Source organism: uncultured Bradyrhizobium sp. (genome assembly GCF_947648125.1).
Taxonomy (GTDB): Bacteria; Pseudomonadota; Alphaproteobacteria; order Rhizobiales; family Xanthobacteraceae; genus Bradyrhizobium.
Genome location: NZ_CANSMR010000006.1, coordinates 175,312 through 200,631, shown reverse-complemented (window position 1 = coordinate 200,631; position 25,320 = coordinate 175,312). Strand labels below are relative to the sequence as shown.

The 25,320-nt window shown below is 64.2% G+C and carries 25 protein-coding genes; 10 read left to right on the top strand and 15 right to left on the bottom strand.

Annotated features, from left to right (window positions below; all coding sequences use genetic code 11):
• Window positions 1-99: 99 nt before the first annotated feature.
• From Q0030_RS14055 to Q0030_RS14040, 4 genes are all read right to left on the bottom strand, one after another.
• Window positions 100-315 (bottom strand): hypothetical protein, encoded by a 216-nt coding sequence (locus Q0030_RS14055; RefSeq protein WP_298367740.1) that lies wholly within the window; start codon window positions 313-315, stop codon window positions 100-102.
• A 712-nt stretch (window positions 316-1,027) separates the two neighbouring features.
• On the bottom strand, window positions 1,028-2,077 hold the full coding sequence (locus tag Q0030_RS14050) for a hydroxyacid dehydrogenase (protein ID WP_298367738.1): 1,050 nt from the start codon (window positions 2,075-2,077) through the stop codon (window positions 1,028-1,030).
• 15 nt (window positions 2,078-2,092) lie between these two features.
• Window positions 2,093-2,989: an amidohydrolase family protein gene (locus Q0030_RS14045; protein WP_298367736.1), complete on the bottom strand. Its 897-nt coding sequence runs from the start codon at window positions 2,987-2,989 to the stop codon at window positions 2,093-2,095.
• Window positions 2,990-2,993: 4 nt separating this feature from the next.
• Window positions 2,994-3,959: a tripartite tricarboxylate transporter substrate binding protein gene (locus Q0030_RS14040; RefSeq protein ID WP_298367734.1), complete on the bottom strand. Its 966-nt coding sequence runs from the start codon at window positions 3,957-3,959 to the stop codon at window positions 2,994-2,996.
• 186 nt (window positions 3,960-4,145) lie between these two features.
• Between Q0030_RS14040 and Q0030_RS14035 the strand changes: the two genes are divergently transcribed.
• The 5 genes from Q0030_RS14035 (at window position 4,146) to Q0030_RS14015 (ending at window position 6,939) form a co-directional block, all read left to right on the top strand.
• Complete coding sequence (locus Q0030_RS14035) at window positions 4,146-4,706, top strand: thiamine pyrophosphate-binding protein (protein WP_298367731.1); 561 nt, start codon at window positions 4,146-4,148, stop codon at window positions 4,704-4,706.
• A gap of 8 nt (window positions 4,707-4,714) precedes the next feature.
• Window positions 4,715-5,317, top strand: coding sequence for a thiamine pyrophosphate-dependent enzyme (locus tag Q0030_RS14030; protein ID WP_298367729.1), 603 nt, complete (start codon window positions 4,715-4,717; stop codon window positions 5,315-5,317).
• 166 nt (window positions 5,318-5,483) lie between these two features.
• Window positions 5,484-5,834: a metalloregulator ArsR/SmtB family transcription factor gene (locus tag Q0030_RS14025; RefSeq protein WP_298367725.1), complete on the top strand. Its 351-nt coding sequence runs from the start codon at window positions 5,484-5,486 to the stop codon at window positions 5,832-5,834.
• Window positions 5,831-6,271, top strand: coding sequence for an SRPBCC domain-containing protein (locus Q0030_RS14020; RefSeq protein ID WP_298367723.1), 441 nt, complete (start codon window positions 5,831-5,833; stop codon window positions 6,269-6,271). Before Q0030_RS14025 ends, Q0030_RS14020 begins: the two co-directional genes overlap by 4 nt.
• A gap of 17 nt (window positions 6,272-6,288) precedes the next feature.
• Window positions 6,289-6,939, top strand: coding sequence for a glutathione S-transferase family protein (locus Q0030_RS14015; protein WP_298367721.1), 651 nt, complete (start codon window positions 6,289-6,291; stop codon window positions 6,937-6,939).
• Between the two features lie 6 nt (window positions 6,940-6,945).
• Here Q0030_RS14015 and Q0030_RS14010 read toward each other — a convergent pair whose 3' ends face one another.
• From Q0030_RS14010 to Q0030_RS13995, 4 genes are all read right to left on the bottom strand, one after another.
• Window positions 6,946-8,007, bottom strand: a complete 1,062-nt coding sequence (locus Q0030_RS14010; protein WP_298367719.1) for a 2-dehydropantoate 2-reductase — start codon at window positions 8,005-8,007, stop codon at window positions 6,946-6,948.
• Between the two features lie 321 nt (window positions 8,008-8,328).
• Window positions 8,329-8,718, bottom strand: a complete 390-nt coding sequence (locus tag Q0030_RS14005) for a DUF1236 domain-containing protein (RefSeq protein WP_298367717.1) — start codon at window positions 8,716-8,718, stop codon at window positions 8,329-8,331.
• Window positions 8,719-8,935: 217 nt separating this feature from the next.
• Entirely contained in the window at window positions 8,936-9,730 is a 795-nt protein-coding gene (locus Q0030_RS14000) for an NYN domain-containing protein (RefSeq protein ID WP_298367715.1), read from the bottom strand.
• A 152-nt stretch (window positions 9,731-9,882) separates the two neighbouring features.
• The gene (locus Q0030_RS13995; RefSeq protein WP_298367712.1) at window positions 9,883-10,290 is read right to left on the bottom strand and encodes a hypothetical protein; all 408 of its coding nucleotides are present in this window, start codon (window positions 10,288-10,290) and stop codon (window positions 9,883-9,885) included.
• Between the two features lie 364 nt (window positions 10,291-10,654).
• Here Q0030_RS13995 and Q0030_RS13990 point away from each other — a divergent pair, with 364 nt between their 5' ends.
• Both Q0030_RS13990 and Q0030_RS13985 read left to right on the top strand, forming a co-directional pair.
• Entirely contained in the window at window positions 10,655-12,067 is a 1,413-nt protein-coding gene (locus tag Q0030_RS13990) for an MFS transporter (RefSeq protein ID WP_298367710.1), read from the top strand.
• Window positions 12,068-12,183: 116 nt separating this feature from the next.
• Complete coding sequence (locus Q0030_RS13985) at window positions 12,184-12,942, top strand: GntR family transcriptional regulator (protein ID WP_298367707.1); 759 nt, start codon at window positions 12,184-12,186, stop codon at window positions 12,940-12,942.
• A gap of 6 nt (window positions 12,943-12,948) precedes the next feature.
• On the opposite strand, the gene Q0030_RS13980 is transcribed toward Q0030_RS13985, so the two are convergent.
• The 6 genes from Q0030_RS13980 to Q0030_RS13955 form a co-directional block, all read right to left on the bottom strand.
• The gene (locus Q0030_RS13980) at window positions 12,949-14,058 is read right to left on the bottom strand and encodes a Zn-dependent alcohol dehydrogenase (RefSeq protein ID WP_298367704.1); all 1,110 of its coding nucleotides are present in this window, start codon (window positions 14,056-14,058) and stop codon (window positions 12,949-12,951) included.
• A gap of 35 nt (window positions 14,059-14,093) precedes the next feature.
• Window positions 14,094-14,402 (bottom strand): DUF6166 domain-containing protein, encoded by a 309-nt coding sequence (locus tag Q0030_RS13975; protein WP_298367702.1) that lies wholly within the window; start codon window positions 14,400-14,402, stop codon window positions 14,094-14,096.
• A 28-nt stretch (window positions 14,403-14,430) separates the two neighbouring features.
• Entirely contained in the window at window positions 14,431-14,628 is a 198-nt protein-coding gene (locus tag Q0030_RS13970; RefSeq protein ID WP_024579640.1) for a hypothetical protein, read from the bottom strand.
• A gap of 12 nt (window positions 14,629-14,640) precedes the next feature.
• Window positions 14,641-15,015: a hypothetical protein gene (locus Q0030_RS13965; RefSeq protein ID WP_298367699.1), complete on the bottom strand. Its 375-nt coding sequence runs from the start codon at window positions 15,013-15,015 to the stop codon at window positions 14,641-14,643.
• Complete coding sequence (locus tag Q0030_RS13960) at window positions 15,002-15,799, bottom strand: sterol desaturase family protein (RefSeq protein WP_298367697.1); 798 nt, start codon at window positions 15,797-15,799, stop codon at window positions 15,002-15,004. The genes Q0030_RS13965 and Q0030_RS13960 overlap by 14 nt, the downstream gene beginning before the upstream one ends.
• A 260-nt stretch (window positions 15,800-16,059) precedes the next feature.
• Complete coding sequence (locus tag Q0030_RS13955; RefSeq protein ID WP_298367695.1) at window positions 16,060-18,189, bottom strand: acetate--CoA ligase family protein; 2,130 nt, start codon at window positions 18,187-18,189, stop codon at window positions 16,060-16,062.
• Window positions 18,190-18,406: 217 nt separating this feature from the next.
• Here Q0030_RS13955 and Q0030_RS13950 point away from each other — a divergent pair, with 217 nt between their 5' ends.
• The 3 genes from Q0030_RS13950 (at window position 18,407) to frc (ending at window position 22,243) form a co-directional block, all read left to right on the top strand.
• Window positions 18,407-19,102, top strand: coding sequence for a GntR family transcriptional regulator (locus Q0030_RS13950; RefSeq protein WP_097670734.1), 696 nt, complete (start codon window positions 18,407-18,409; stop codon window positions 19,100-19,102).
• Window positions 19,103-19,175: 73 nt separating this feature from the next.
• Window positions 19,176-20,906 carry an oxalyl-CoA decarboxylase gene (gene oxc, locus Q0030_RS13945; protein WP_298367692.1) on the top strand — a complete coding sequence of 577 codons (1,731 nt, stop codon included), beginning with the start codon at window positions 19,176-19,178 and terminating at the stop codon, window positions 20,904-20,906.
• Between the two features lie 59 nt (window positions 20,907-20,965).
• On the top strand, window positions 20,966-22,243 hold the full coding sequence (gene frc, locus Q0030_RS13940) for a formyl-CoA transferase (RefSeq protein ID WP_298367690.1): 1,278 nt from the start codon (window positions 20,966-20,968) through the stop codon (window positions 22,241-22,243).
• Window positions 22,244-22,457: 214 nt separating this feature from the next.
• On the opposite strand, the gene Q0030_RS13935 is transcribed toward frc, so the two are convergent.
• Window positions 22,458-25,061, bottom strand: coding sequence for an MASE1 domain-containing protein (locus tag Q0030_RS13935; protein WP_298367687.1), 2,604 nt, complete (start codon window positions 25,059-25,061; stop codon window positions 22,458-22,460).
• Window positions 25,062-25,320 lie beyond the last annotated feature (259 nt).

The window sequence follows — 25,320 nt, the reverse complement described above, 5'->3', positions numbered from 1 at the left end:
TTTCAAGTGCGAGGTGGATACCGGTTCGCGTCAAGAAAACGCGTCAAACGAAAATCCAGAGCCCCGTTTCGATTCAATCGGAACGGGGCTCTGGACGCATCAGGTCACTCGCAAGTCGGCCGCTTCGATCCGGATGCGGTCGGCATGCAATGACCAGTCGCAGAGCGCCTGTTCCTGACAGAATTTGAGCTTGGCCATCTCGGTGGCCTGGCCTTCGCTCGAGGCGTCGACCTCGAGTTCACCCTGGCAAACTTCGCGCTCGCGGCCGTTGCCGCCGAGCACGTCCTTCATGAATTGAACGACGAAACGCGACATGGAAACCCTCCCTGCTGCGCCGGCAGAGCCCGGGGGTACCACGTTAGCACTAACGCGAAATGGTGGTGAGTTAATTCGGCGCGCGCGGATGCGGCGCTGCGCAGCGGTGGAAACTACGCGCCGGCCTGGGGCAGGCTGGCGGCAGCGATCGCGACGATCTGCGCAAGACGGCGGCCGATCCTGGCGTGCGCGTTGCGGAGCAATGACTGGACCTGTCGCATGACACTTCTTCCTTCCGTGCCTCGAACGGGCGAGCACAAAGGGAAGATGGCGATATCGGGCTAAGCCGTCGATATCTCAGGGAAAATAACAACGGACGCGTTGTGGGGCGGTGCTTTGGCAGTGGGTTTATTGCCTCGATCGAGGCTACCACGAAGGAGATTTTCTCCGGTGTTTTTTTGCGCCTGCAACAACACTCGTACGATTGATCATTTGTGTGAGGCACGCACTGGCGGGACAGTTCCCTCCGCCCTTGCGGTCTCTCGTCCCGCAAGGCCGGGCGCTTCGACGATTTCTGAATATTGGAAATCTACCCCTGAGTTGCCCGACGCGTCAAGCTACCCGGTCGAACCGCCGGCAGCCGTCAGCTTCTTTGCATGGGGTTGTTTTCGATATTTTGGCCGCGCGCAGCCGCGGCCCCGCAAGACGGAGGCCTGACCAGCGTGCTCACCTCAGCTGGCTGACTTCATCGTTGACAGCAATGACCGTCGACCTACCCCGGCATGAACCCGAACGCCTTCTCGAACCTTCTGGCATAAACCGGCCAGACCTCGGGATTGATGATGCGCGGCGGGCGCTTGCCGTCGAGGGCGTCGAGGATCTGCTCGGCCGCGATCCGGCCCATGTTGATGCGCGCCTCGCGGGTGACGCCGGCGGTGTGCGGGCTTGCCAGCACATTGTCGAACTGCAACAGCGGATGATCCGGCGGCGGCGGCTCCTTGGCCCAGACGTCGAGGCCTGCGCCGGCGATGCGCTTCTCTCGCAATGCCTCTTCCAATGCTTTCTCGTCATGGATGAAGCCGCGCGCGGTGGTAACGAAATAGGCGGGCGGCTGCATCAGCGCGAATTCGCGCGCGCCGATCATGCCTCGGCTCTTGTTGTCCAGCGGACAGGAGATCGAGACGAAATCGGCCCGGCGCAAGAGATCGTCGAGCTCGACCTTCTCCCCGCCCCGCTTCGCCATCTCCTCGGCCGTCAGGTACGGATCGTAAGCGATCACCTTCATATGCAGCAGGCCCTTGCACAGCTCGGCGATGCGGCGGCCGACGTTGCCGAGGCCGACGATGCCGACGGTCTTCTCGTTCAGCTCGTTGCCGATCAGATCGTTGCGGTTGACGTTGGCCTCGCGCCGCAGCCGGCGGTCGGACTGGATGATGCGCTTCGACAGCGTCAGCATCATGCCCAGCGCGTGCTCGGCAACCGAATTGGCGTTGCCGCCGGACTGGTTGACCACAAGCACGCCGGCCTTCGTGCAGGCATCGACATCGACGGGATCGAAGCCGGCGCCGTTCGACGACACGATCAACAGGTTCGGCGCGCGCTTCAGCAGCTCGGCATGGGCATGGAAATGCGGCGCCAGCTCGTCGCGCGCCGCGCCGATCTGGTAGGCATGCGCGTCGGCGAGGACAGGTGCGAACGCCGCTTCCGGCGTCTCGTTCTCGAGACGGTCGAGCCGGACATCCGGCCGTTTCTTCAGGATGTCGACGTAGATCTCGTGGGCGAGGTATTTGACGTAGAACACGCGCTTGTTGTTGACGGTCATGTCTTCGGGCAGCTTTCAGTTTGGGAAGCCATAGAGTCGTGCGGGATTGTCGACGAGGATGCGGTGCCGGGTCGCCACATCCGGCGTCCACGCCTGGAACAGCGTCAGCAGGTGGCCGGCGTCGGGCATGTCGCCCTCGACGCGCGGATGCGGCCAGTCGCCGCCCCACACCAGCTGTTCGGAGTTGGCTGACACCAGCGCCTCGTGGAACGGCCGCGCATCCGGATAATCCGGCGCCCGCTGGCTCAGGCGATGCGCACCTGAGAGCTTGGCCCAGCACCAGCCCTCGCCGACCGCGCGCAGCAGGCTCTGAAAGCCCGCAGTATTGGTGCCGGCGGCAGCATCTGTGCGGCCCATGTGATCGACCACGACCGGCAGGCCCAGCGCCTTCAGCGTCGGGACCGTGTCGGGCAGATCCTTTACATCGATCCAGAGCTGCAAATGCCAGCCGAGCTCGGCCATCACGGGCGCGTGCGTCTCGGCAACATCGAGGGGGATGCCGCCGCGATAGTGCAACTGCCCGCCGCGGAAGAAATGGTTGAAGCGCAAGCCGCGCACGCCGAGCACATGCCATTGCCGCAGCGTGCCCGCCGCCACGTCGGCATCGGCCACCGCGACGCCGCGCAGCCGCGCCGGCTCGCGCTGCAGCGCGTCCAGCATCGCCGAATTGTCGTGGCCGTGCGCGCTGCCCTGCACCAGCACGCCGCGGGTGAAACCGAGCGCATCGAGCATGCCGAGATAGCTCGCGAGCGGCGCGTCCGGCGGTGTGTAGCTGCGATCGGCGGCATAGGGGAAGCGGTCCGCCGGGCCGAATACATGCGCATGCGTATCGCAGGCCTTTGGCGGCAACTTCTCTCTCGGCGGCGTCACTGGACGCGGCGGCAGGCAGGCGGGAATCTCGGGCGCAACCATCTTCTTACTCCGCCTTCATGCCGGCGGCCTTGATGATCGGGCCCCATTTGTCGTAGTCGGCTTTGATCTTGGCCGCGAATTGCTCCGGCGTCGAGCCGATCGAGATCGCGCCGAGCTTGCCGAGACGCTCCTTCACGGCATCGGTGTTTACGGCCGCGACGAAATCATGCGAGATCTTCGCGACGAGATCGGCGGGCATGTTGCCGGGTCCGAGCAGCCCCCACCACACCTCGGTGTCGTAGCCCGGCACGGTCTCCGACATGCTGGGCACATCGGGCAAGAACGGCGCGCGCGAGCCCGTCGTCACCGCCAGCGCGCGGACCGTGCCGGCCTGCAACTGCCCGACCGATTCCGGCCCGTTGTTGAACGACATCGGAATTTGTCCGCCGAGCAGATCGTTGATCGCGGGTGCACCGCCCTTGTAGGGGATCGCGTTGAGATCGATCTTGGCAAGACTGTTGAGCAACTCGCCGGCCAGATGGGTCGAGGTGCCGTTGCCGGCATCGGCGAACGACAGGCTGCCCGGCTTGGCCTTCGCCGCGGCGATGACGTCACTGACCGACTTGAACGGCGAGTCCGCGCGCACCAGCAGCACGTTCGGCGACGACGCGAGCAGCGAGATCGGCGAAAAATCCCTGAACGTGTCGTAAGGCAGCTTCGGATAAAGGAACGGATTGGTGGCGTGGCCGCTCGCCACCATGATCAGGTTATAGCCGTCGGGCGCGGCGCTCGCGATCGCCTGCGAGGCGATCACCCCGCCGGCGCCGGGCCGGTTCTCCACCACGATCGACTGCGTCCAGGTCTTCGACACCACCTCGGCGAGCGTCCGCGTCAGAACGTCGACGCCGCCGCCGGGCGGGTATGGGACGAGAATGTGAACGGCCTTTGCCGGGTATGGCTGCGCGGACGCAAGGCCGGCCATCACCATGGCCGCTGCCGCAATGGCGGTCCGCCAGACCCATCCGGCCATCGACGCCTCCCGTCCCGTGATCGTTCCGTCTCTTTGTCGTTACCGCCTGTATCGCACGGCGGTTCGGCGCTGCGATGACCGAATTCCGCAGATCGCGATGCGGCCGGGGCATGTTGACAATCGCATGGTCAGCGTCAAGTTTCGAGCGGCAAGCGGCCATCAGCGCCGCGCGAGAGGGAGAACCGGATGGCGGCCGCGGAACAAGCCTCGTCCAAAGATAAAGCCCAGTCAGCGACCACCTGGCACGGCATCGTGCTGCAGACGCTGAAGCGGAACGAGATCAAGCTGGTGCCCTATGTGCCCGACCGGGTGCTGACCACGCTGATCAAGGACCTGCACGCCGATCCCTATTTCACGACGTTTCCGACCGCGCGCGAGGAAGAAGCCGTCGGCATCGTCTCCGGCGCCTGGATGGCCGGGACGCGCGGCGCGGTGCTGATGCAGACCTCGGGCTTTGCCACGCTTGCCAACGTGCTGGCCTCTCTCGCGGTGCCCTACCAGATCCCGCTGATCATGTTCATCTCCGAGCGCGGCACGCTCGGCGAGTTCAATTACGGCCAGGCACTGGTCTGCCGCACCATGCGCCCGGTGCTGGATTCGCTGGCGATGGAACATCACACCATCACCCGGCTCGACGAGCTCGAATTCATTGCCGACCGCTCGATCAAGCAGGCCGTCACCACCCAGGCGCCGGTGGCGCTGATCCTCTCGCCGCTGTTGACCGGCGGCAAGACCTTCGACAAGTGAGATCGGCCATGACCAGCACCCACGCGCGCAACACCAAGGTGATGAACCGCTTCGAGCTCACCCAGCGCCTTGTCGCCGGGCTGAAGGACGAGGCCGTGATCGGCGGCATCGGCAACACCAACTTTGATCTTTGGGCCGCCGGCCATCGTCCTGAGAATTTCTACATGCTGGGCAGCATGGGGCTGGCGTTTCCGATCGCGCTCGGCGTCGCACTTGCGCAGCCCAAGCGGCGCGTGTTCGCACTCGAAGGCGACGGCTCGCTGTTGATGCAGCTCGGCTGCCTCTCGACCATCGCTACGCTGGCGCCGAAGAATCTCACCATGGTGGTGATGGACAACGGCATCTACCAGATCACGGGCAGCCAGCCGACGCCTGCGGCGGGCCATACCGACATCGTCGCGGTCGCGCTTGCCAGCGGGATTGCGAGCAGCTCCTGGGCCGCCGACGAGGACGATTTCGAGCGGCTGATCGCGCAGTCGAAACAGGCCTCCGGCCCGACCCTGATCGGCGTCCGCATCGACGACAAGCCCGGCACCGGCACCACCCGCCGCGACCCCGTGCAGATCCGCGAGCGCTTCATGCATGGGATGGGGGTGAGGCAGTTGCTGTAGCGCGGTGAGATTAGGTTGATCCGCATCTGCCGATCGGTGGATTGCTTGGCCGCGTCACTCCTCGCACGGACGACGGAGCAACTCGATCGACGCTGCTATTTAACGATTGCATTATTTAACAACTATGTTATTTAATGAACTCGTTAATCAACTTCGAGACTTTCCCATGCCGGCCGCAGCTCGGCCTCAGCTCGACGATCTATTCGCGGCGCTCGCCGATCCGACCCGGCGTGCGATCCTCGATCGGCTGCTGACCCGCGGCGAGCTGAACGTCGGTGAGGTCGCGGAGCCGTTTGCCATCAGCACGCCTGCGATCACGCGGCACCTGCAGGTGCTGGAGGCGGCCGGGCTGATCGAGCGCCGGATCGAGCGGCAATGGCGTTTCGTGCGCTTGCGCGCCGATGCGCTGGCGCCGATGGAGAGCTGGCTGTCGCGCCACCGGCAGCACTGGTCGGCAGCGCTCGATCGCCTCGAAGCGCTGGCCGCCGCGCAAACGCCGAAGCGGAGGAAGTCATGAGCGACACCGACACGACGTTGCGCATCGAACGGCTGATCGCCGCCCCGCCGGATGTGCTGTTCGCGCTCTGGATCGAGCCTGCGCAGTTGCTGCGATGGTGGGCGCCGGACGGCCACGTGCCGTCGGTCGACCTGCTCGACGTGAAGACTGGCGGCCGCTGGCGCACCACGATGCGGCGGCCCGACGGCGGCGTGGTCGCAACCAGCGGTGTCTATCGCATCGTCGAGCCGCCGCACCGTCTTTCCTTCACCTGGGCCTGGGAAGACGAGAACGGCGCGCGCGGCCACGAAAGCGAGGTCGCGGTGAGCTTTGAAGCCGCCCCCGGCGGCACGCGGCTCGTGCTGCTGCAGGCGCGCTTCGAGAACAAGGATATTGGCGACCGCCACGTGATCGGCTGGTCATCCGCGCTCGACCGCATCGCTGCGATCGCGCACTGACGGTACGGGAGATCTCCATGACCACTCCGGAAATCATCGGCTCGACTCGCTCGACCTACACGCACGCTATCCGGCTGGTGTGCGAGGAAAAGCGTATCGACTACAAGTTGACCGAATGCCCGCTGCGCGCGCCGGAGCTCTATGCGATCCATCCGTTCGGAAAGATGCCGGTGCTGCGCCACGGCGATTTCGAGTTGTTCGAGTCCAAGGCGATTGCCGGCTATCTCGACCGCAGCTTCCCAGCGCCGTATCTGTTTCCGGACGACCTGCGGCTGGCCGCGCTGACTGAGCAGTGGATCTCGCTCGTCAACACCCTGATGGACCACACCCTGATCCGCACGTACCTGTTCGCCTATATCGCGCCGAACACCGCCGATGGCGGCCCCGATCGTGCAACGATCGACGCAATCATGCCGGCGCTGCAGGCGCAGATCGAGGTTCTCGACAAGGCGGTCGCGCCGCGCGGCTACCTCGTCGGCAGCGATCTCACATTCGCCGACCTCAATCTGCTGCCGATCCTGCATCGGGTACGGCAGGCGCCTGAAGGCGCCAGCGTGCTTGCCGCTGCGCCGCATCTGACCCGCTACTACGAGCAGCACGCTGCGCGGCCGAGCTTCCAGCGCACGTTGCCTCCCGCGGGCCCGCCGCGCCGGAGCCAGACATCGTGAGATCGCTCAATTCAGCCTCAACTCCGTGATATGCCGCGGATCGGGCGTGAGTTCGCCGCGCTCGACGCGCTTGACGATGTCGGTCAGCGCGGCGTTGGCATTGCATGCCAGGCCAAGCTTCTCGCCCTCGCGCACCACGAAGCCGTTGAGAAACTCGATCTCGGTGCGGCGGCCCTTCTGCATGTCCTGGCCCATCGAGGGGCGCTGCGCCGATGAGGTGCGCTTGGCATCCTTGAAGCGCTGCTCGTCGCAGGCGCGCGTCGCGGCCTCGTCGCCCTCGCCGGCACGCGCGATCGTCTCCGGCGGCAGATGCAGGATCTCCTCCAGCTGATAGCCCTGCGCCTGGCCGACGCGGATCGCCTCGCTGCCAAGCCGCGTCGAGAAGCGGCGCAGCGGTTCGCTTTGCAGCACCTCGCCGCCCGGCAAGCCGGTGCAGGCCGACAGCCCGTTGCCCATCACGTTGGCGACGAGCTTCGACCAGCGCTCGCCCCAGAGATTGGAGGTCACCCTGGCACTGTCGGAAGTGCCGACCAGGCGGCAAACTTCCTCCGCCCGCGCGGTGATGCGGCCGTGCACCTCGCCGGCGCGGAACACGGTGTGATCAGCACCGCCCTTGCCGGCGCCACGATGGATATGGCCGGGCTCGGGCAGGTTGACGGTGATGCTGCTCGCGATGCAGCCGAGCGTCTTGCCCCAGCCGACAATGCCGGCGATCGTCTCCTCGTTCATGCAGTTCTGCAGCGACACGACGTAGCCGTCGGCGGCCAGATATTGCCGGATCAGCATGGTCGCCCAAGCGGTGTCGTAGGACTTCATGCAGACGAAGGCGATGTCGACCGGCTTCTCCTTAGCCAGCTGCTGCGCATCGGTGACGTGCAGCGCGCGCACCGGCACCGAGAATTCCGCAACATCCATCGCGTGGGTGACGCGCAATCCGTGCTTGCGCATGTGCTCGACATGCTCGGGCCAGGGATCGATGAAGGTGACGTCCTCACCCGCCTGCACCATATGCGCGCCGGCATAGCCGCCGACCGCACCCGCGCCGACGATCGCGATCTTCCGACCCATGTTTCCACCCTGCTCTTGCCTCAGGCGGCCGCTGGCTGCGTCCGCTTATTGCGGACCAGTCTAGGGGATCGGGCCGTCAGGCCAACCAGGCGCCTCATGAAAAAAGCGGGCCTGTGCCATGCCGGTATTCATGAGACCACGAAAATCCCCACGGGTGATGTGCCCGCGAGGATGACATGTTCCCACGCCCGTCATTGCGAGCGAAGCGAAGCAATCCACGCTTCAGCATATGCGGTGCAATGGATTGCTTCGTCGCTTCAGCGCAAAATTGCTTTGCAATTTTGTCGCGAGCTCCTCGCAATGACGGGGAAATAAACGCGATCAGTCGATGATCTTGACGATCCTGCGGGTGCGCGGCTCCACGATCACGCGGCGATCATTGACGATCGCGTAGCGGTATTCGGTGTAGCGCGGCACCGGACGCAGCACGACGGTGTCGGGCAGCGGCTCGCCGACCACGACGCGCTCGCGCACCACGACCGACGGCTCGTCGCGCGGTATCGACGTGATCACCGCATTCGGAATCTCGAGGCCGGCACCGACCGCAGCACCGACCGTGCCGCCGACGATCTCACCAACCGGGCCTGCGATCTCGCCACCGGTCCGTGCACCGTTCGCGGCGCCCGCCGCAGTCGTCGACTGTGCGAAGGCCGAGCCGGACGCGAGCAGCGACGCAGCAGCAACAATGGAAACAGCAAAACGCTTGTTCATGATTCTCCTCCTCCGAGCTATGAGACGCCCCTTCAACATCGGAGGGAACGAGACGTTCCAGTTCCAACGCGGCAAGTTGCGCGCAAATTCCAGTTCCGCAGCAACTCGCTCCGGTTCCCGCACAAACGAAAATGCTGCTCCGGATCATGTCCGAAGCAGCATTCATCGTTGGTTCAGATTCGGAGATGGTTCAGAGCAGAAGCGCGCTGCGCGCCGTTCATTCCGGCGGTCTTTGATCGGCTCGCCGTCTTGGCGTTCGCCGTCTTGGAGATGCTTTCGCAGGGGTGTCAACTGAAGGCTTGATGCGGATTCGCGTCGTCCCGCCCTTGGGCTGCTCGATCTCGAAGGCATTTGTCCTGCGCACCAGTTCGCTCAGGGTGCGGAAGCCGTAGGTCCTTTGATCGAAATCCGACGCCAGATTGGCCAGCTGCCGTCCGACCTCACCAAGCGTCACCCAGCCGTCTTCGCTGGCCATCTGGCCGATCACCTTCTTGAGGATGGGCGTGGCGGCGTCGGGCGGCTGCAATGGCTGGGCGCGCACCGCTGCGTCCTGATTGCTCGTCACGCCGCCGCGCAAATTCTCAGTATAGACGAACCTGCGGCAGGCCTGCCGAAAGCTCTCCGGCGTCTTCTGCTCGCCGAACCCGAACACGTCGATGCCGTGCTCGCGGATGCGGGCGGCGAGCCGGGTGAAATCGCTGTCCGACGACACCAGGCAGAATCCATCGAACCGGCCGCTGTGCAGCAGATCCATCGCGTCGATCACCAGGGTGATGTCGGAGGCATTCTTGCCGGTCGTATAGGCGAATTGCTGCTGCGGGATGATGGCGTGCTTGGACAGAATGTCGGCCCAGCCCTTGGACCTTGGATTGGAGAAGTCGCCATAGATGCGGCGCACGCTGGCCTCGCCGATCTTGGCGATCTCCTCGAACAGCCCATCGGCGATCCTGGCAGATGCGTTGTCGGCGTCGATCAGGACCGCCAGACGGGGCGAACGGAGTTCGGAAGGCATGGCTTCTCTCTGCTGGGGTACGATGGATCAAGATTCCGCTGACGGCTCCGGAACCGACGCAGCCGTCGCATCGGAGCACATCGCGCGTCCCAAGCATAGGGTCGGTGGCATCGCCGGGACTTTCGCGGCGAATGCACCCTCGGGCAGTGTGGTCAGAGCACCTCGCCCATATCGATCGCGCGCTTGGCGAACTCGATGGCCTTCTCGGCGGTGATCGCATCCGCTGTCGTCGTCGCCTCGTCGCGCACCGACGGCGGAGAAGCGATCCGGATCTTCTTGCCGTTAGACCGGCGGATCGTCGCGCGCCAGCGATCGACATCGCGCCGGTAGGCATCGATCACAAAATCCCGATAGGTGACGCCGCTCATGAGCGGCTGAAGGGACGCCGCTTCGAGGTCGGCCGGCCGGCTTGCGACATCGCGGACCATCTCGATAATCATCTCGACCGCATGCTCACGCGCCGCACCGGTCGCGTCCCTGAGCAGATAGCTCACCGCCGCGCCGATCTGCGCCCTTGCGCGATCGTCGCTCGCAAAATCCGGATCGACCTGAACTGACATGATGGGGAAACGCCTCCTCCGGACGCAACACCGGATACCCCCAGGCGTCCGGCACATTGCAACCACGAGACTTTTAGTCGGCCCCCCATTAAGGCCGGATTATCGGACATGCCCCGATTTCTCGGAAGTCGTTAACCGGGCTTTGATGCCGCTTCGGAAGATGTCCGAAGCGGCATCGAACGTCGGTCAGACCACAGAAGGCCCGCGCTCCGCGCCGATTCATCCCCGGTCCTGTCCGGCGCCGCAGGTCGGTTCACGCCGCTAATTCGCGCGTGATCACCAATTGACATATCACTGCTATCCGTGTGACATTTTATGGAACGGGCCGACAAGAGCCCGGCAACGTCCACTTGGGGAGGACAGCATGACCGTTTCCGACGTCACCGCATCGGCCGGAAGCCGGGCTCCGGCCGCCGTCGCGCGCACCGCGCAGGCGCAGCAGGTCGCCGACATCGCGGCACGGCTCGAACGGCTGCCGCTGACCTCCTATCAGCGATGGATCTTCGGGATCATCGCAACCGCATGGTTCTTCGACAGCATGGACCTGGCCGCGCTGACTTTCGTGCTCGGCTCGATCCGCCAGACCTTCGGCCTGTCGACGGCGGAAACCGGGCTGCTGTCCAGCATGAGCTTCCTCGGCATGTTCGTCGGCGCCGCGTCCGCCGGCCTGCTGGCCGACCGTTTCGGCCGCGCCCGCGTCTTCCAGGTCAGCATGATCTTCTGGGGCTTGGGCAGCCTGTTCTGTGGTCTCTCGACGACCGCGACCGCGCTCGGCGCATCCCGTCTGCTGCTCGGCTTCGGCATGGGCATGGAGTTTCCGGTCGCGCAGTCGATGGTTTCGGAGATCATGCCGGCCCGCAACCGCGGCCGCTACATCGCATTCCTCGAAGGGTTCTGGCCGCTCGGCTTCATCGCGTCGGGCCTGCTGACCTACTTCGTGCTGCAGGCCGCCGACTGGCGCTGGGTCTTCATCCTGCAGGCGATCCCGGCCGTCTTCGTGCTTGTGGTACGACGCTACGTTCCGGAATCGCCGCGCTGGCTCGCTTCCCACGGCTATTCCGAACGGGCCGAAGCGACCGTGCGCGACATCGAAAGCAGGGTCCGCGATCGTCTCGGCAGCAAGGAGCTGCCGCCTGTTGTGCGCCAGGCCGCGGCGCCTGCATCCGAAGTGACCGGCCTGAGGACGCTGTTTTCGGGCATCTACGCCAAGCGGACCACGATGTTGTGGACCTTGTGGTTCTTCGCCCTGCTCGGCTTCTACGGGCTGACCACGTGGCTCGGCGCACTGCTGCAGGCCAAGGGATTCCCGATCACCAAATCGGTGTTCTACACCATCCTGATCTCGCTCGCGGGCATCCCCGGCTTCCTGGTCTCCGCCTGGCTCGTCGAATCCTGGGGCCGCAAGGCGACGCTGGTGATGAACCTGCTCTGCGGCGCGATCGCCTGCCACTTCTACGGCTCGGCGGCGGACCAGACCCAGCTCATCATCGCCGGCCTCTGCATGCAGTTCTTCCTGTTCGGCATGTGGTCGGCGCTCTACGCCTATACGCCCGAACTGTACCCGACCCATGTCCGCGCCACTGGAACCGGTTTTGCCTCCGCGGTCGGCCGAATCGGTTCGCTGATCGGCCCCTATGTGATCGGCGTGATCTTGCCTGCGGCGGGACAGAGCGGCGTGTTCGCGCTGGGCGCCGGCGCGTTCGTGGTGGCGGCGCTGGCGGTGCTGGTGCTCGGAGAGGAAACCCGTGGCCGCACGCTGGAGAGCATTTCGCACTGATGATGCGCCGCTGTTGGCTGCATGCGGCCGGATTCGGTGTGGCGCCGATCGAGCGGCCTTGTCAGTGCCATCGGGGCGTGTGAGATATCTGCTGTACAGCAGCACTCAAGATCCCGATGGCCGATTCGAGCAAACGATCCAGCACGGTGCGCGCCCGCGCAGCAGGAAGCCGCCGGCCGGCGCGGCCATCGTCCGCTGCTGCCGGCAAGCCGCGCACTGCCGCGCAGGCCCCGCTCCCGCAAGCCGACGTCACCCTCACCGATCGCGCCTATGCCGAGCTGGAAGAGCTGATCGTGACGCTGCAACTGCCGCCCGGCACCGCGCTCTCCGAGCTCGTGCTCGCCAAGCGGCTCGATATCGGCCGCACCCCGATCCGCGAGGCGTTGCAACGGCTGTCGCGCGACGGCCTCGTCAACATCCTGGCCCGCCGCGGCGTACTGGTGTCCGAGATCGACCTGCGGGCCCAGCTCCGCCTGCTCGAGGTCCGGCGCGAGCTGGAACGGCTGATGGCGCGCGGCGCCGCCGAGCGCGCCACCAGCGAGCAACGCAAGCAATTCTCCGAGATCGCCGCCGGCATGCGGCGCGCGTCGGAAAAATCCGACGATCTGCTGTTCATGCGGCTGGATCACCAGTTCAACACACTGATCTCGGCGGCGTCACGCAACGAGTTCGCCTCCCGCGCCATGGGCCTGATGCACGGGCTGTCGCGCCGATTCTGGTACCAGCATTACAAGGAAGCGGCCGATCTGCCGCTCGCAGCACGGCTGCATGCCGACGTCGCCGAAGCCGTCGCCGAGCGCCGCGTCGATGCCGCCGGCGCAGCCTCCGACAGCCTGATCGACTACATCGAGAGTTTTGCGCGTTCGACGCTCTAAGAGCTTTCAGAACTCGACGACCGTGCGGATCGAGCGGCCGCGCCGCAACGCCTCGAAGCCGTCATTGATGCCGTCGAGGCTGCAGCGGCCAGTGATCAGTTCGTCGAGCTTGAGCCGGCCGTCGAGATAGGCCTGCGCCAGCAAGGGGAAGTCGCGCCGTGGCCGCGCGCCGCCGTAGCTCGAGCGGCGAAATCGCTTCTCGCCCATCAACGCCCCCCAGCGGAAACTCACGTCCTGCGCGACGTCGATCTTGCCGAGCCAGATCACCTCGCCGCCCGGCCGCACCGCCTCCGCGGTCTGCCGGAACGCCGTGGGATGGCCCGCCGCCTCGAGGATGACGTCGGCCCCTCGCCCGTGCGTCGCCTCCCTTGCGAACTGGACCGGGTCCTCGCGCGTCGCGTTGACGGCGTGTGTGGCGCCGAGCTGCCGCGCCAGCGCAAGCTTTGCATCATCGAGGTCGACCGCGATAACAGCACCGGCGCCGGCGAGCCGGGCGCCCTGCACCGCTGCCAGCCCGACCGCGCCGCAGCCGGTGACCATCACGGTATCGCCATAGCCGATGGCCGCGACGTTGAGCGCGGCGCCAACGCCGGTCATGACGCCGCAGCCGATCAGGCAGGCGCGATCGAAGGGGATCTCCTTGGGCACGACAATCGCCTGCTGCGCCGGCAGCACGACATATTCCGAGAACGCGCCGAGGAACATCAGATGCGCCAGGCCGCCGCCGCCCATAAGCTGCGCCTTCGAGGCGCCGTCGAAATGCACGCCTTCCGCGCCCCTGGCGAGATAGGTCTCGCACAGGATCGGCTGCCCGCGGTCGCAGTGAAAGCAATGCCCGCAATGCGGATTCCAGGACAGGATCACGTGATCGCCGGCGCGCACGTCACGCACCGCGCTGCCGACCTCCTCGACCACGCCGGCGGCCTCGTGCCCGAGGATCATCGGCAAGGGATAGCGCAGAGATCCGTCGATCACCTCCAGATCGGTGTGGCAGAGCCCGGCGGCACGCACCTTCACCACGACGTCGGTCGGCATCGGTGGTGCAAGCGAAACGCGCTCGATGGAGAGCGGCGTTCCGCTCTGGTGCAGCACCGCCGCGCGACAGGTCAGGGTCATCTCAAAAATTCTCTCGCCGGGAAATCAGCGTGGGGTCAGGCCGTTGGTCCGGACCGCAGCGCCGCGACCGCCTCGTCGAGATCGGCCGAGGAGAGCTCCCATTCATTGCCGAAATTGGCGACGATGCGCCGCATGAAGCTCTCGTGCAGCGCCTTTGCAGAAGTGGCGTCGTGCAGATGATCATAGAGCAGCGCGAAGGCGAGTTGTGCCGGCTCCGGCCCCTCGTAGCTCCATTCGAATCCGTGTTCGGTGAGACGAAGCTGGTCGTAATGCGGTGACAGCGGCTCGCCGTCGACCAGCACGGAAATGCCGTCGATGGTACGGTCCCCGGCATAGCTCGCCATCGGAGTCTCCCTGTGCTGCAGCATCATATCAGGATCCCGGCGGACGCATCTTGAGGTCCTTCTTGACGACCTCGGGGAAGATCCACATCGCGACGGTAGCGAATACGCCGAGGAAGGCGACCGCGTAGCTCGGTCCCTGCTGTCCCAGATAGACCATGAAGAAATATCCGCAGGCCGCCGTGGCGAGGCACGCCAGCGACAGCATGAGCTTGATGTGGCTTGGCATCGAGCCCTCCCTCTAGGTCCACATGTGAAACGACGGTGCAGCCACGCCGACCAGCAGCGCCAGCGCCGCAATCATGGCGCAACAGGACAGGCGCAATCCCGCGCGTCCGTCGCGCCACCATTCCGGCAGCGCCTGAAACAGCCCGGGCAGGAACAGGAACAGCACACCGCCCACGACAACGACGGTGGTCCAGCGCAGCTCGGCCGAGGCGAACGCCAGCGTGCCGGCGAGCAACATCGCCCACAATGCGGTCGTCATCGTCACCGGCAGAACGGCGCGTCTGCGCAGCGGATACATCCCGGCCAGTTGCAGGAAGCCGATGCAGCACACGCTCCACAGCAGGCCGAACCAGGCGAGGCCGGCGAGATTGGGTTCAAGCTGCGCCATGCGGCACCGATTGCTCCTTCACCACGACCCGCGGCGTCCGCGCCGTCCGTCGCATGTCGGTCTTCACGTAGCGCGTGCTGTAGCCGTTGAAGACGTGGCCAAGCAGGCCGCGATTGAGGTCGGAGGTGCCGAACACATAGTCCATCACCGGGAAGGTCAGGTTCATGTTCCGCTCCATCATGATCGACTGGTTATGATGGGCGGTATGATGCCGGCGGATGGTGTTGACGAAGGGCATGTTGCGCACGAAGGCGTTTTCCTCGACGTGGCAGCAGAAATGCATGAATTCGTAGATCAGGTACATCGACGTGGTCGTGGTGATCAGCAGCCAGCCGGTATTGGCCGAGATCACGAGCCCTGCGACGATCGCCGGCGGGATCGACATCAGGGTAAACACCACGAGCGCATAGGGCGGGAAGAAGGTGACGCGCCAATCGTGGTGATCGGCGAAGCGCATTTCCTCCTCGGTGAAGAACTGATGGTGCATCAGGGTGTGGCGGCTGTAGATCGCGCGCAGCAAGGGCACATTCGAGGGCCGGTGCATGACGAAGCGATGCACCGCCCATTCGAAGAAGTTCGCAATCAGGAAGACCGCCGGAATGGTGAGGTATTCCCACCACTTCACGTCGTGCACATTGGCCAGATAGACGTACAGCGCGGTGAAGCCGATCGTGTAGATCAGCACGACGTGCAGCCAGCCATTGTACCAGCCCACCACACGCTCGCGGTAGGTCGCGCGATATTTGCGCTGGCGGTCGGTCATCCCTGTTGCAGCCAACTCCATCGCGGGTCCTCCATCATTCTTATCTGACATATCAGTAGCACATCAGATGCGAAAGGCAAGCTGCCTTGGTGGGCCGGACGCGGTCGGGAAAAGGGATGGCGCGCGGAACCCGCGCAAGGCGGCCAGGAAGCCTGGGCTGGTTTTCGAACGATCGGGCCGATGCCGCCCCTTCCCGTCCACCTCGACAACGAGGCGACTCATGAAAAAAGCCGCCCCGGACAATGTCCGAGGCGGCCTCTGGTCTTCGACAGATCAGACGATCAGAGCAGACCCGCGCCGCGGGCCCACTTGTACTTGGCGCCGAGCACCTCGACCGGCAGTTCGGTCGAATAGGCGTAGGCCGGAATGCCGTTCTGGTAGAGATACTCGGCGGCTTCCTCGACCTCGACGTCGCCGGCGAGCGAGGCGACGATCGGCTTCACGAAGCCCTTCGCTTCCATCTCCTTCTTCACCTCGACCATGTTGCGCGCGAACACCATCGGCGGCGTCACGATGGTGTGCCAGTAGCCGAGGATCAACGCGTGGATGCGCTCATCGGAGAGACCGAGTTTCACCGTGTTGACGTAGGTAATCGGCGGCTCGCCGCCGGTGATATCCACAGGATTTCCGGCCGCGCCGAACGGCGGGATGAACTTGCGGAACGCCGCATCGAGATCCGGCGGCATCTGCATCAGCGACAGGCCGTTGTCGACGACCGAGTCGGAGAGCAGCACGCCGGAGCCGCCGGCACCGGTGATGATCAGGACATTCTCGCCCTTCGGCGTCGGCAGCACCGGTACGCCGCGGGCGAATTCGAGCAGCTGCCGGAGCGAGCGAGCACGGATCACGCCGGACTGCTTGAACACATCCTCATAGATCTTGTCGTTGCCGGCGAGCGCGCCGGTGTGCGACGACGCTGCCTTGGCACCCGCAGAAGTGCGGCCGGCCTTGAGCACGACCACCGGCTTCTTCTTGGAGACGCGTTTGGCGGCCTCCGCGAAGGCACGGCCGTCCTTCAGGTCTTCGCAGTGCTGCGCGATCAGATTGGTGTTGGGGTCCTGCTCGAAGAAGGCGAGCAGATCGTCCTCGTCGATGTCGGACTTGTTGCCGAGACCGACGATCGCCGACACGCCCATCTTCGCCGAACGCGAGAAGCCGATGATCGCCATGCCGATACCGCCCGACTGCGACGACAGCGCCGCGTGGCCCTTGACGTCATAGGCGGTGCAGAACGTGGCGCAAAGATTGGCCGGGGTATAATAGAAGCCGTAGATGTTCGGCCCCATCAGGCGGATGTTGTACTTCTTGCCGACCTCGACGATCTCGGCCTGCAATTCGGGCGCGCCGGCTTCGGCAAAACCCGAGGGAATCAGCACCGCACCGGGGATTTTCTTCTCGCCGCACTCGACGAGCGCGCCGGCGACGAATTTCGCCGGGATCGCAAACACCGCCGTGTCGATCACGCCGGGCACGTCCTTGACACTCTTGTAGGCCTTGTAGCCGAGGATCTCCGCGGCCTTCGGGTGGATCGGATAGATCTCGCCCTTGTAGCCGCCGTTGATGAGGTTCTTCATCACGGAGTTGCCGATCTTGCCGTCCTCGGCGGAGGCGCCGATGACCGCGACGCCCTTCGGCTGCATGATGCGGCTCATCGCCGCGACGATCTCTTCGGTCGGACGCGGCGCCGGACGCGGCTTGTAGTCGAAGTCGACAACGATGCGGACGTCGGCGGCGATCGCGTTCTTGCTGGTGGCGAACACTGGATTGAGGTCGAGCTCGACGATCTCGGGGAAATCGCTGACCAGCTGCGACACCTTGACGATGACGTCGGCGAGCGCCTCGCGATTGACCGGCTCGCCGCCGCGCACGCCCTTCAGCATCTCATGGGCCTGGATGCCGTCGAGCATCGACAGCGCATCTTCCTTGGTCGCCGGCGCGAGGCGGAAGGTGATGTCCTTGAGGATTTCGACCAGCACGCCGCCGAGGCCGAAGGCGACCAGCTTGCCGAACGAGCCGTCGGTGATCGAACCGACGATCACCTCGGTGCCGCCGCCCAGCATCTGCTGGACCTGGATGCCCTCGATCTTGGCATCGGCCTTGTACTTCCGGGCGTTGGCCAGAATGGTCTCGTAGCTCTTCTCGGCGTCCGCTGCGCTCTTGACGCCGACAATCACGCCGCCCGCCTCGGTCTTGTGGAGGATGTCGGGCGAGACGATCTTCATCACGACCGGGAAGCCCATGTCGGAGGCGATCCGGGCAGCCTCGGCGGCCGACTTGGCGACGCCCTCTTTCGGCACCGGAATGCCGTAGGCGTCGCAGACCACCTTGCCTTCGGGCGCGGTGAGGCTCGTGCGCTTGTCGGCCCTGACCGCATCGAGAATTTTGCGGACCGCATCCTTCGAATTTGACATTGGCTTCCTCCTGGGACAGATTTCGTGGCATTTGGTATGCCAAAAACGTAATTGTCAAGGTCCGTCGATGTCCAAAAATGCCGAAAAATATAGGCAGCTTGACATTCTGGTATTTGGCATGCCAAAAATCTAAGGTAATTTCTTCTGCTAAGAAGACGTCTCCAAGAGGAGGAGACGAGTCGTGCCAGAACCGAAACAGACCAAGGCGTCGCCCACCATGGCTGACACAGATATCGCCATCGTCCGGATCGCGCCGGAGACGAGCTTCAAGAACAAGGCCTATGAGGCCTTGAAGGAAGCGATCCTGAAGATGGACATCTACGCAACGCCGGAGCCCGTGATGCTCGACGAGCGCGCATTGTCCGAGCGCCTCGGCGTCAGCCGCACGCCGATCCGCGAAGCGATCGCGATGCTCGAGCAGGACGGATTCGTGAAGACCGTGCCGCGCCGCGGCATCGTCGTGGTCCGCCGCACCAAGGCGGAGATCGTCGACATGATCCGTGCCTGGGCGGCGCTGGAGAGCATGGCCGCACGCCTGATCACGACCACGGCGCGCAAGAAGGACATCACTGCGCTGCGCGACTTCTTCAAGGACTTCAGCGACGACCGCCTGCCGCAGGATCACGTCGAGGAATATTCCAAGGCCAACATCGCCTTCCACCAGGCGCTGATCTCGCTGTCGGAATCGCCTGTGCTGGTCGACCTCACCAATGACCTGCTGCTGCATGTGCGCGGCTATCGCCAGCTCACGATCGGCCGCAAGGACCGCACCGCGACCTCGCTGCCCGAGCATCTCGGGATCATCGAGGCGCTGGAAGCACGCGACACCGAGCTCGCCGAAAAGCGCGCCCGCGATCACACCCTTGGGCTTGCCGCCTATGTCGAGGCGCATGGCCAAGAGTTGTTCACGTAAGTTTGAGAGTCCACACCCGCTTCAGACGACGATCAGATCGTCCGAACAAAGAACGATCAGGGAGACGATGCCGATGCTGAATACCGCTACGAAGTCCGAGGCACCGGGCACCGAGCAGGAACTAACCGATGGCTTCCACCTTGTCATCGATGCGCTCAAGCTCAACGGCATCGACACCGTCTATGGTGTGCCGGGTATCCCGATCACGGACCTGGGCCGCATGGCCCAGGCGGCGGGCATTCGCGTGCTCTCGTTCCGCCACGAGCAGAATGCCGGATATGCGGCCTCGATCGCCGGCTTCCTGACCAGGCGTCCCGGCGTCTGCCTCACGGTGTCGGCGCCCGGCTTCCTCAACGGCCTCACTGCCCTTGCCCACGCCACCACCAACTGCTTCCCGATGATCCTGATCTCGGGCTCGTCCGAGCGCGAGATCGTCGACCTGCAGCAGGGCGACTATGAGGAGATGGACCAGCTCGCGATCGCCAAGCCGCTCTGCAAGGCGGCGTTCCGCGTGCTGCACGCCCAGGACATCGGCATCGGCCTCGCGCGCGCGATCCGCGCCGCGGTGTCAGGCCGTCCCGGCGGCGTCTATCTCGATCTCCCCGCAAAGCTGTTCGGCCAGGTCATGGACGCGGCTGCCGGCGAGAAGTCGCTGGTCAAGGTGATCGATGCTGCGCCGGCGCAGCTGCCTGCCCCGTCGGCGGTCAAGCGCGCGCTCGACGTGCTGAAGAACGCGAAACGCCCGCTGATCATCCTCGGCAAGGGCGCTGCCTATGCGCAGGCCGACGAGGCGATCAAGAATTTCGTCGAGAAGAGCGGCGTGCCGTTCCTGCCGATGAGCATGGCCAAGGGCTTGCTGCCCGATCTGCATCCGCAATGCGCGGGTGCGGCGCGCTCGACCGTGCTGAAGGAAGCCGACGTCGTGATGCTGATCGGCGCCCGCCTCAACTGGCTGCTGTCGCACGGCAAGGGCAAGACCTGGGGCGAGGCCCCGAAGAAGTTCATCCAGGTCGACATCGAGCCGAAGGAAATGGATTCCAACGTCGAGATCGTCGCCCCCGTCGTCGGCGATATCGGCTCCTGCGTGTCCGCCTTCCTCGACGCCATGGGCGCAAACTGGTCGGCCGCACCGAGCGACTGGCTCGCCACCGTGGCGAAGAAGCGCGACGACAACGTCGCCAAGATGGCGCCGAAGCTGATGAGCAACGCCTCGCCGATGGATTATCACGGTGCGCTCGGCGCGCTGCGCACCATCATCGCGGAACGCCCCGACACCATCTTCGTCAACGAAGGCGCCAACACGCTCGACCTCGCCCGCGGCGTCGTCGACATGCACAAGCCACGCAAGCGGCTTGACGTCGGCACCTGGGGCGTGATGGGCATCGGCATGGGCTATTCGATCGCGGCCGCGGTCGAGACTGGCCTGCCCGTGCTCGCGGTCGAAGGCGACAGCGCGTTCGGCTTCTCCGGGATGGAGGTCGAGACGATCTGCCGCTACAAGCTGCCGATCTGCGTCGTGATCTTCAACAATGACGGCATCTATCGCGGCACCGACGTCAACAGCGCCGGCGACGATCCGGCGACCACCGTGTTCGTCAAGGGCTCGCGCTACGACAAGATGATGGAAGCCTTCGGCGGCGTCGGCGTCAACGCCACCTCGCCCGACGAGCTGAAGCGCGCGGTCAATGCGGCACTGGATTCCGGCAAGCCGACCTTGATCAACGCCGTGATCGATCCGGCGGCGGGCTCGGAGAGCGGCCGCATCGGCAACCTCAATCCTCAGAGCGTTCTGAAGAAGAAGTAACCCCCTAACCCCACCACTCCCTGCGGGTGCAGGGGCAGATAGAGTACGGAGCAATAGATATGACCAAGGCGCTCAAGGGCGTTCGCATTCTCGATTTCACCCACGTCCAGTCGGGTCCGACCTGCACGCAATTGCTGGCCTGGTTCGGCGCCGACGTGATCAAGGTCGAGCGTCCCGGCGTCGGCGACATTACGCGCGGCCAGTTGCAGGACATCCCGAACGTGGACAGCCTGTATTTCACCATGCTGAACCACAACAAGCGCTCGATCACGCTCGACACCAAGAACCCGAAGGGCAAGGAAGTGCTGACCGCGCTGATCAAGCAGTGCGACGTGCTGGTCGAGAATTTCGGCCCGGGCGTGCTCGATCGCATGGGCTTCCCCTGGGAGAAGATCCACAGCCTCAACCCGAAGATGATCGTCGCCTCGATCAAGGGTTTCGGTCCCGGCCCGTATGAGGATTGCAAGGTCTACGAGAACGTCGCGCAGTGCACCGGCGGCGCCGCCTCGACCACCGGCTTCCGCGACGGCCTGCCGCTGGTCACCGGCGCGCAGATCGGCGACACCGGCACCGGCCTGCATCTTGCGATCGGCATCCTGGCCGCTCTCCATCAGCGCACCACGACCGGCAAGGGCCAGAAGGTCACCGCCGCGATGCAGGACGGCGTGCTCAACCTGGCGCGCGTCAAGCTGCGCGACCAGCAGCGCCTCGCCCATGGTCCGCTCAGGGAATACAGCCAGTTCGGCGAAGGCATTCCGTTCGGCGACGCGGTGCCGCGCGCCGGCAACGATTCCGGCGGCGGCCAGCCCGGCCGCATCCTGAAGTGCAAGGGCTGGGAGACCGACCCGAACGCCTACATCTACTTCATCACCCAGGCGCAGGTTTGGGAGAAGATCTGCGACGTGATCGGCGAGCCGACCTGGAAGACCGATCCGAACTACGCCAAGCCGCCGGCCCGCCTGCCGCGCCTCAACGAGATCTTCGCCCGCATCGAGCAGTGGACGATGACCAAGACCAAGTTCGAGGCGATGGAGATCCTCAACAAGGACGACATCCCCTGCGGCCCGATCCTGTCGATGAAGGAGATCGCGGAAGACCAGTCGCTGCGCGCGACCGGTACCGTGGTCGAGGTCGATCACCCGACCCGCGGCAAGTACATCTCGGTGGGCAACCCGATCAAGCTGTCGGATTCGCCGAGCGACGTTCAGCGCTCGCCGCTGCTCGGCGAGCACACTGACGAAATCCTGCGCGAGGTGCTCGGCTTCAGCGATCACCAGGTCGCCGAGATCCACGGCTCCGGCGCACTCGATCCGCCGCGCAAGCAGGCGGCCGAGTAACGGCGGCATACTGACGAGACTACAAATGGCCGCGGGCAACCGCGGCCATTTTTGTTTCGACTGCCGCTCGCCGCATCAATGGCGGACATTGATGAGCTCGATGCCTCATGTCTGCCCAGGGCGAGATGCGGACAATCCATTCAGCTTTTGCGACGATAGCCTGTTCGATCACTGCGTCGGCACCGCAGGGCAATGCCCGCGATGGTGCGACCGGTCAGCTTCTGCGCACAGCGTCAGTCGTGTTTGACGCCAAAGGTACGCCGGATGAGCGCGTCGATCTCGGCGGCGCAAGATCCTGGATAAAGTCTCTGAGCGCCTCGGTATCGAACGGCTTGCGGAGGATTTTCAGGCTTGGCGGGGCTGCCTTTGCGGCGTCGCTGTAACCGGTTGTGAGGGCTATGGGCAAACCGGGGTACCGCGACCGAACTTCTCTCGCGAGCCCGACGCCATCGATGGTCCCCGGCATGACGATATCGCTGAAGACGAGATCGATCCTTGTACCGCTATCGAGCAACTTCAATGCCGCTTCGGCCGAATCTCGGTAGATGGTTTCATAACCCAGATGCTCGAACAGCGAGGATGTCACGTCCGCCACTTCGGGGCTGTCGTCGACAACGAGAACCGTCTGCCGCGGCGGCTGCCTTGGCTTTGCCCGGGCAGCGGCGAGCTCCTTGCTGGTGATTTGCTCGTCCGCACAGGATGGCAGATAGATTGTAATCGTTGTCCCTTGTCCAACCTTGCTGTCTGCCGTCACGGTTCCGCCCGCCTGGTGCGCAAAACCATAGACCTGGGACAAACCGAGCCCGGTCCCTTTGCCGACCTCCTTGGTCGTGAAGAACGGATCGAACATCTTGGACAGAAGATTTGGCGGAATACCGGTGCCCGTATCGCCAAGCGTGATCGCAAAGAAGGCCTTGCCACGCCGATCGCCGCCGGTTTCCTGATTGGCGGTGACCGCGTGGACGGACAACGTGAATGTGCCGCCGCTTGTCATTGCATCTCGCGCGTTAACGGCGATGTTGACGATCGCAAGCTCCAGCTCGGCGAGGTCCACCTTGACCGGCGAAACACCGTCGCCAACGTTCTCGTTGTACACGATGTTGCCGCGCAGCGAGCTCTCGATCATGGTCCGCATGTTCTTGATGGACGCATTCAGATCGACGACCGTCGGGCTGAGGTGCTGGTGACGAGAGAATGTCAACAATTGGCGCGTGAGGCTCTCGCCGCGTTTGGCCGCGGTTTGTATGGCTTCGATGGCCTTTGGCAGTTTTGGATCAAGCAGGCGTTGAAATATCTGAGCACTGCCTCCGATGATCATCAATAGATTATTGAAGTCGTGTGCAATCCCGCCAGTCAGCTTGCCGATTGCCTCCATCTTCTGAGACATCGCGAGCTGTTCGCGCGCCTGGACCAGCTTCTCCTCCGCGTCGCGGCGCTCCGTCGCGTCGCGCAGGATACTGATAAAACCGATCAGATTTCCTGCATCATCATGGCTCGAAGAGACTGAGCCCGTGATGAAAAACGGCGTACCATTCTTTCTGATACGCCAACCCTCTACGTCGTACTTGCCGCTTTCGATTGCCGACTCCAGCGCGTGTGTCGGTGAACCCGCGCGGCGTTCGTCCGGCCGATAGAAGATCCCGAAGTGCTTGCCTATGATTTCTTCCGAGCTGTAGCCGATGATCTTTTGAGCGGTGCTATTCCAGCTCGTCACGTGTCCTTCTCGATCAAGCGCAAAGATTGCGTAGTCGACAACGCCCTCGATAAGGGTCTGGAAGTGCCGTCTGATGCTGTCGAGCGCCAGGGCTTTCCGTTCAAGTTGACCGTTCAGCTGATCCTGGATTGAAAGCAAATGGGCTTCTCTGGCCTGGCGCGTCGCGCTGGCCGCGGCCAGCGCAAGCGGAGGCGCCGACACGATGATCGAAAGCACGAACAAGGATAACAGCGCACCGTTTGGATCGATTTTCGGAAATGGATCATTCCCCACCGAGAACCCCCACACGGCAGTTCCGATGAAAATGAACGCGGCCGTCGCCACGGTGCATCGATCGCCGCGCAGACCGGCCCAGATCAAGGGCAGCAGAACCAGAAAGCCCAGAAGGCTGCGATGTGGCAGCAACACGTCGAGGCCGTTGCTGACGAGATCGCTACCGATCAGCGGGCTGTAAGTAGCGAGCCCGATGATACCAGCGAGAGCAGCGACCGTGATCGATTCCAACGACGCCCATCTGGAAGCAATGCGTAACGGCATCGTCGCCCAGAGCACGATGACCGGAGCAATCACCAGGGCCCCGGCGGCGTCCGCAAGCCACCAGGTCAACCCGGCGACGACAGAATCGGAAAAGCTCGATTCGTTGGTGAGCGTGAAGCCGGCCAAGGCGATGGCTGAACTGATCATCGTGGTCGGCGCAAACGAAATGATTGCAAACTTAGCGACACCGGACGGCGTGGCAAACGTCTGGCGACCGTTCGACCAGCGGCCGATCAGCCATGTCCCGGCACATGCGGCAAGGAGGCTGCCGATCCCGGCGGCGCCGATCTCCAGGAGCGATCGGTCGGCCATGAGGTAAGGCGAGACGGCCCCCACCAGGACCGCGGGCCAGATCCGGTAGCCGCGCAGCAGGACCAGCGCGAGGGCAAGCCCGGTTGGTGGCCATAGCGGTGTCGCCGTTGGATTTATTGCGGGAAGGAACCGCGCGGATTCGGCAAGACCAGCATAAATCGCGGCAACTATCAGGATTTCGACCGCGTAGGTCGCAACGCTCCGAGCGTCGCCAAAAGCGACAATCTTGGCCTTGGCGAACGTTGCCCTTTCCATCGCAAGCCTTTGCAGTGGGCATCTCAACAATGCGGACGCAGTTTTGACCAAAACATGGCCGCACGATCGTGAGTAGAGTGGCGCTAGCCAACTTCGGAACGAGGGGCCATCGGGCAGCACCGTTGACCCAACAGCGATGGTACACTAGGCGCGGCGGCATCCGGAATACGAATCGGGCCGATCCCGCCGCGTTTCGGTGAGATCATCAGCAATCATTTTCCCTGTTGGCGCAAGAACTCTCGCTGTCGCTCTGATGACC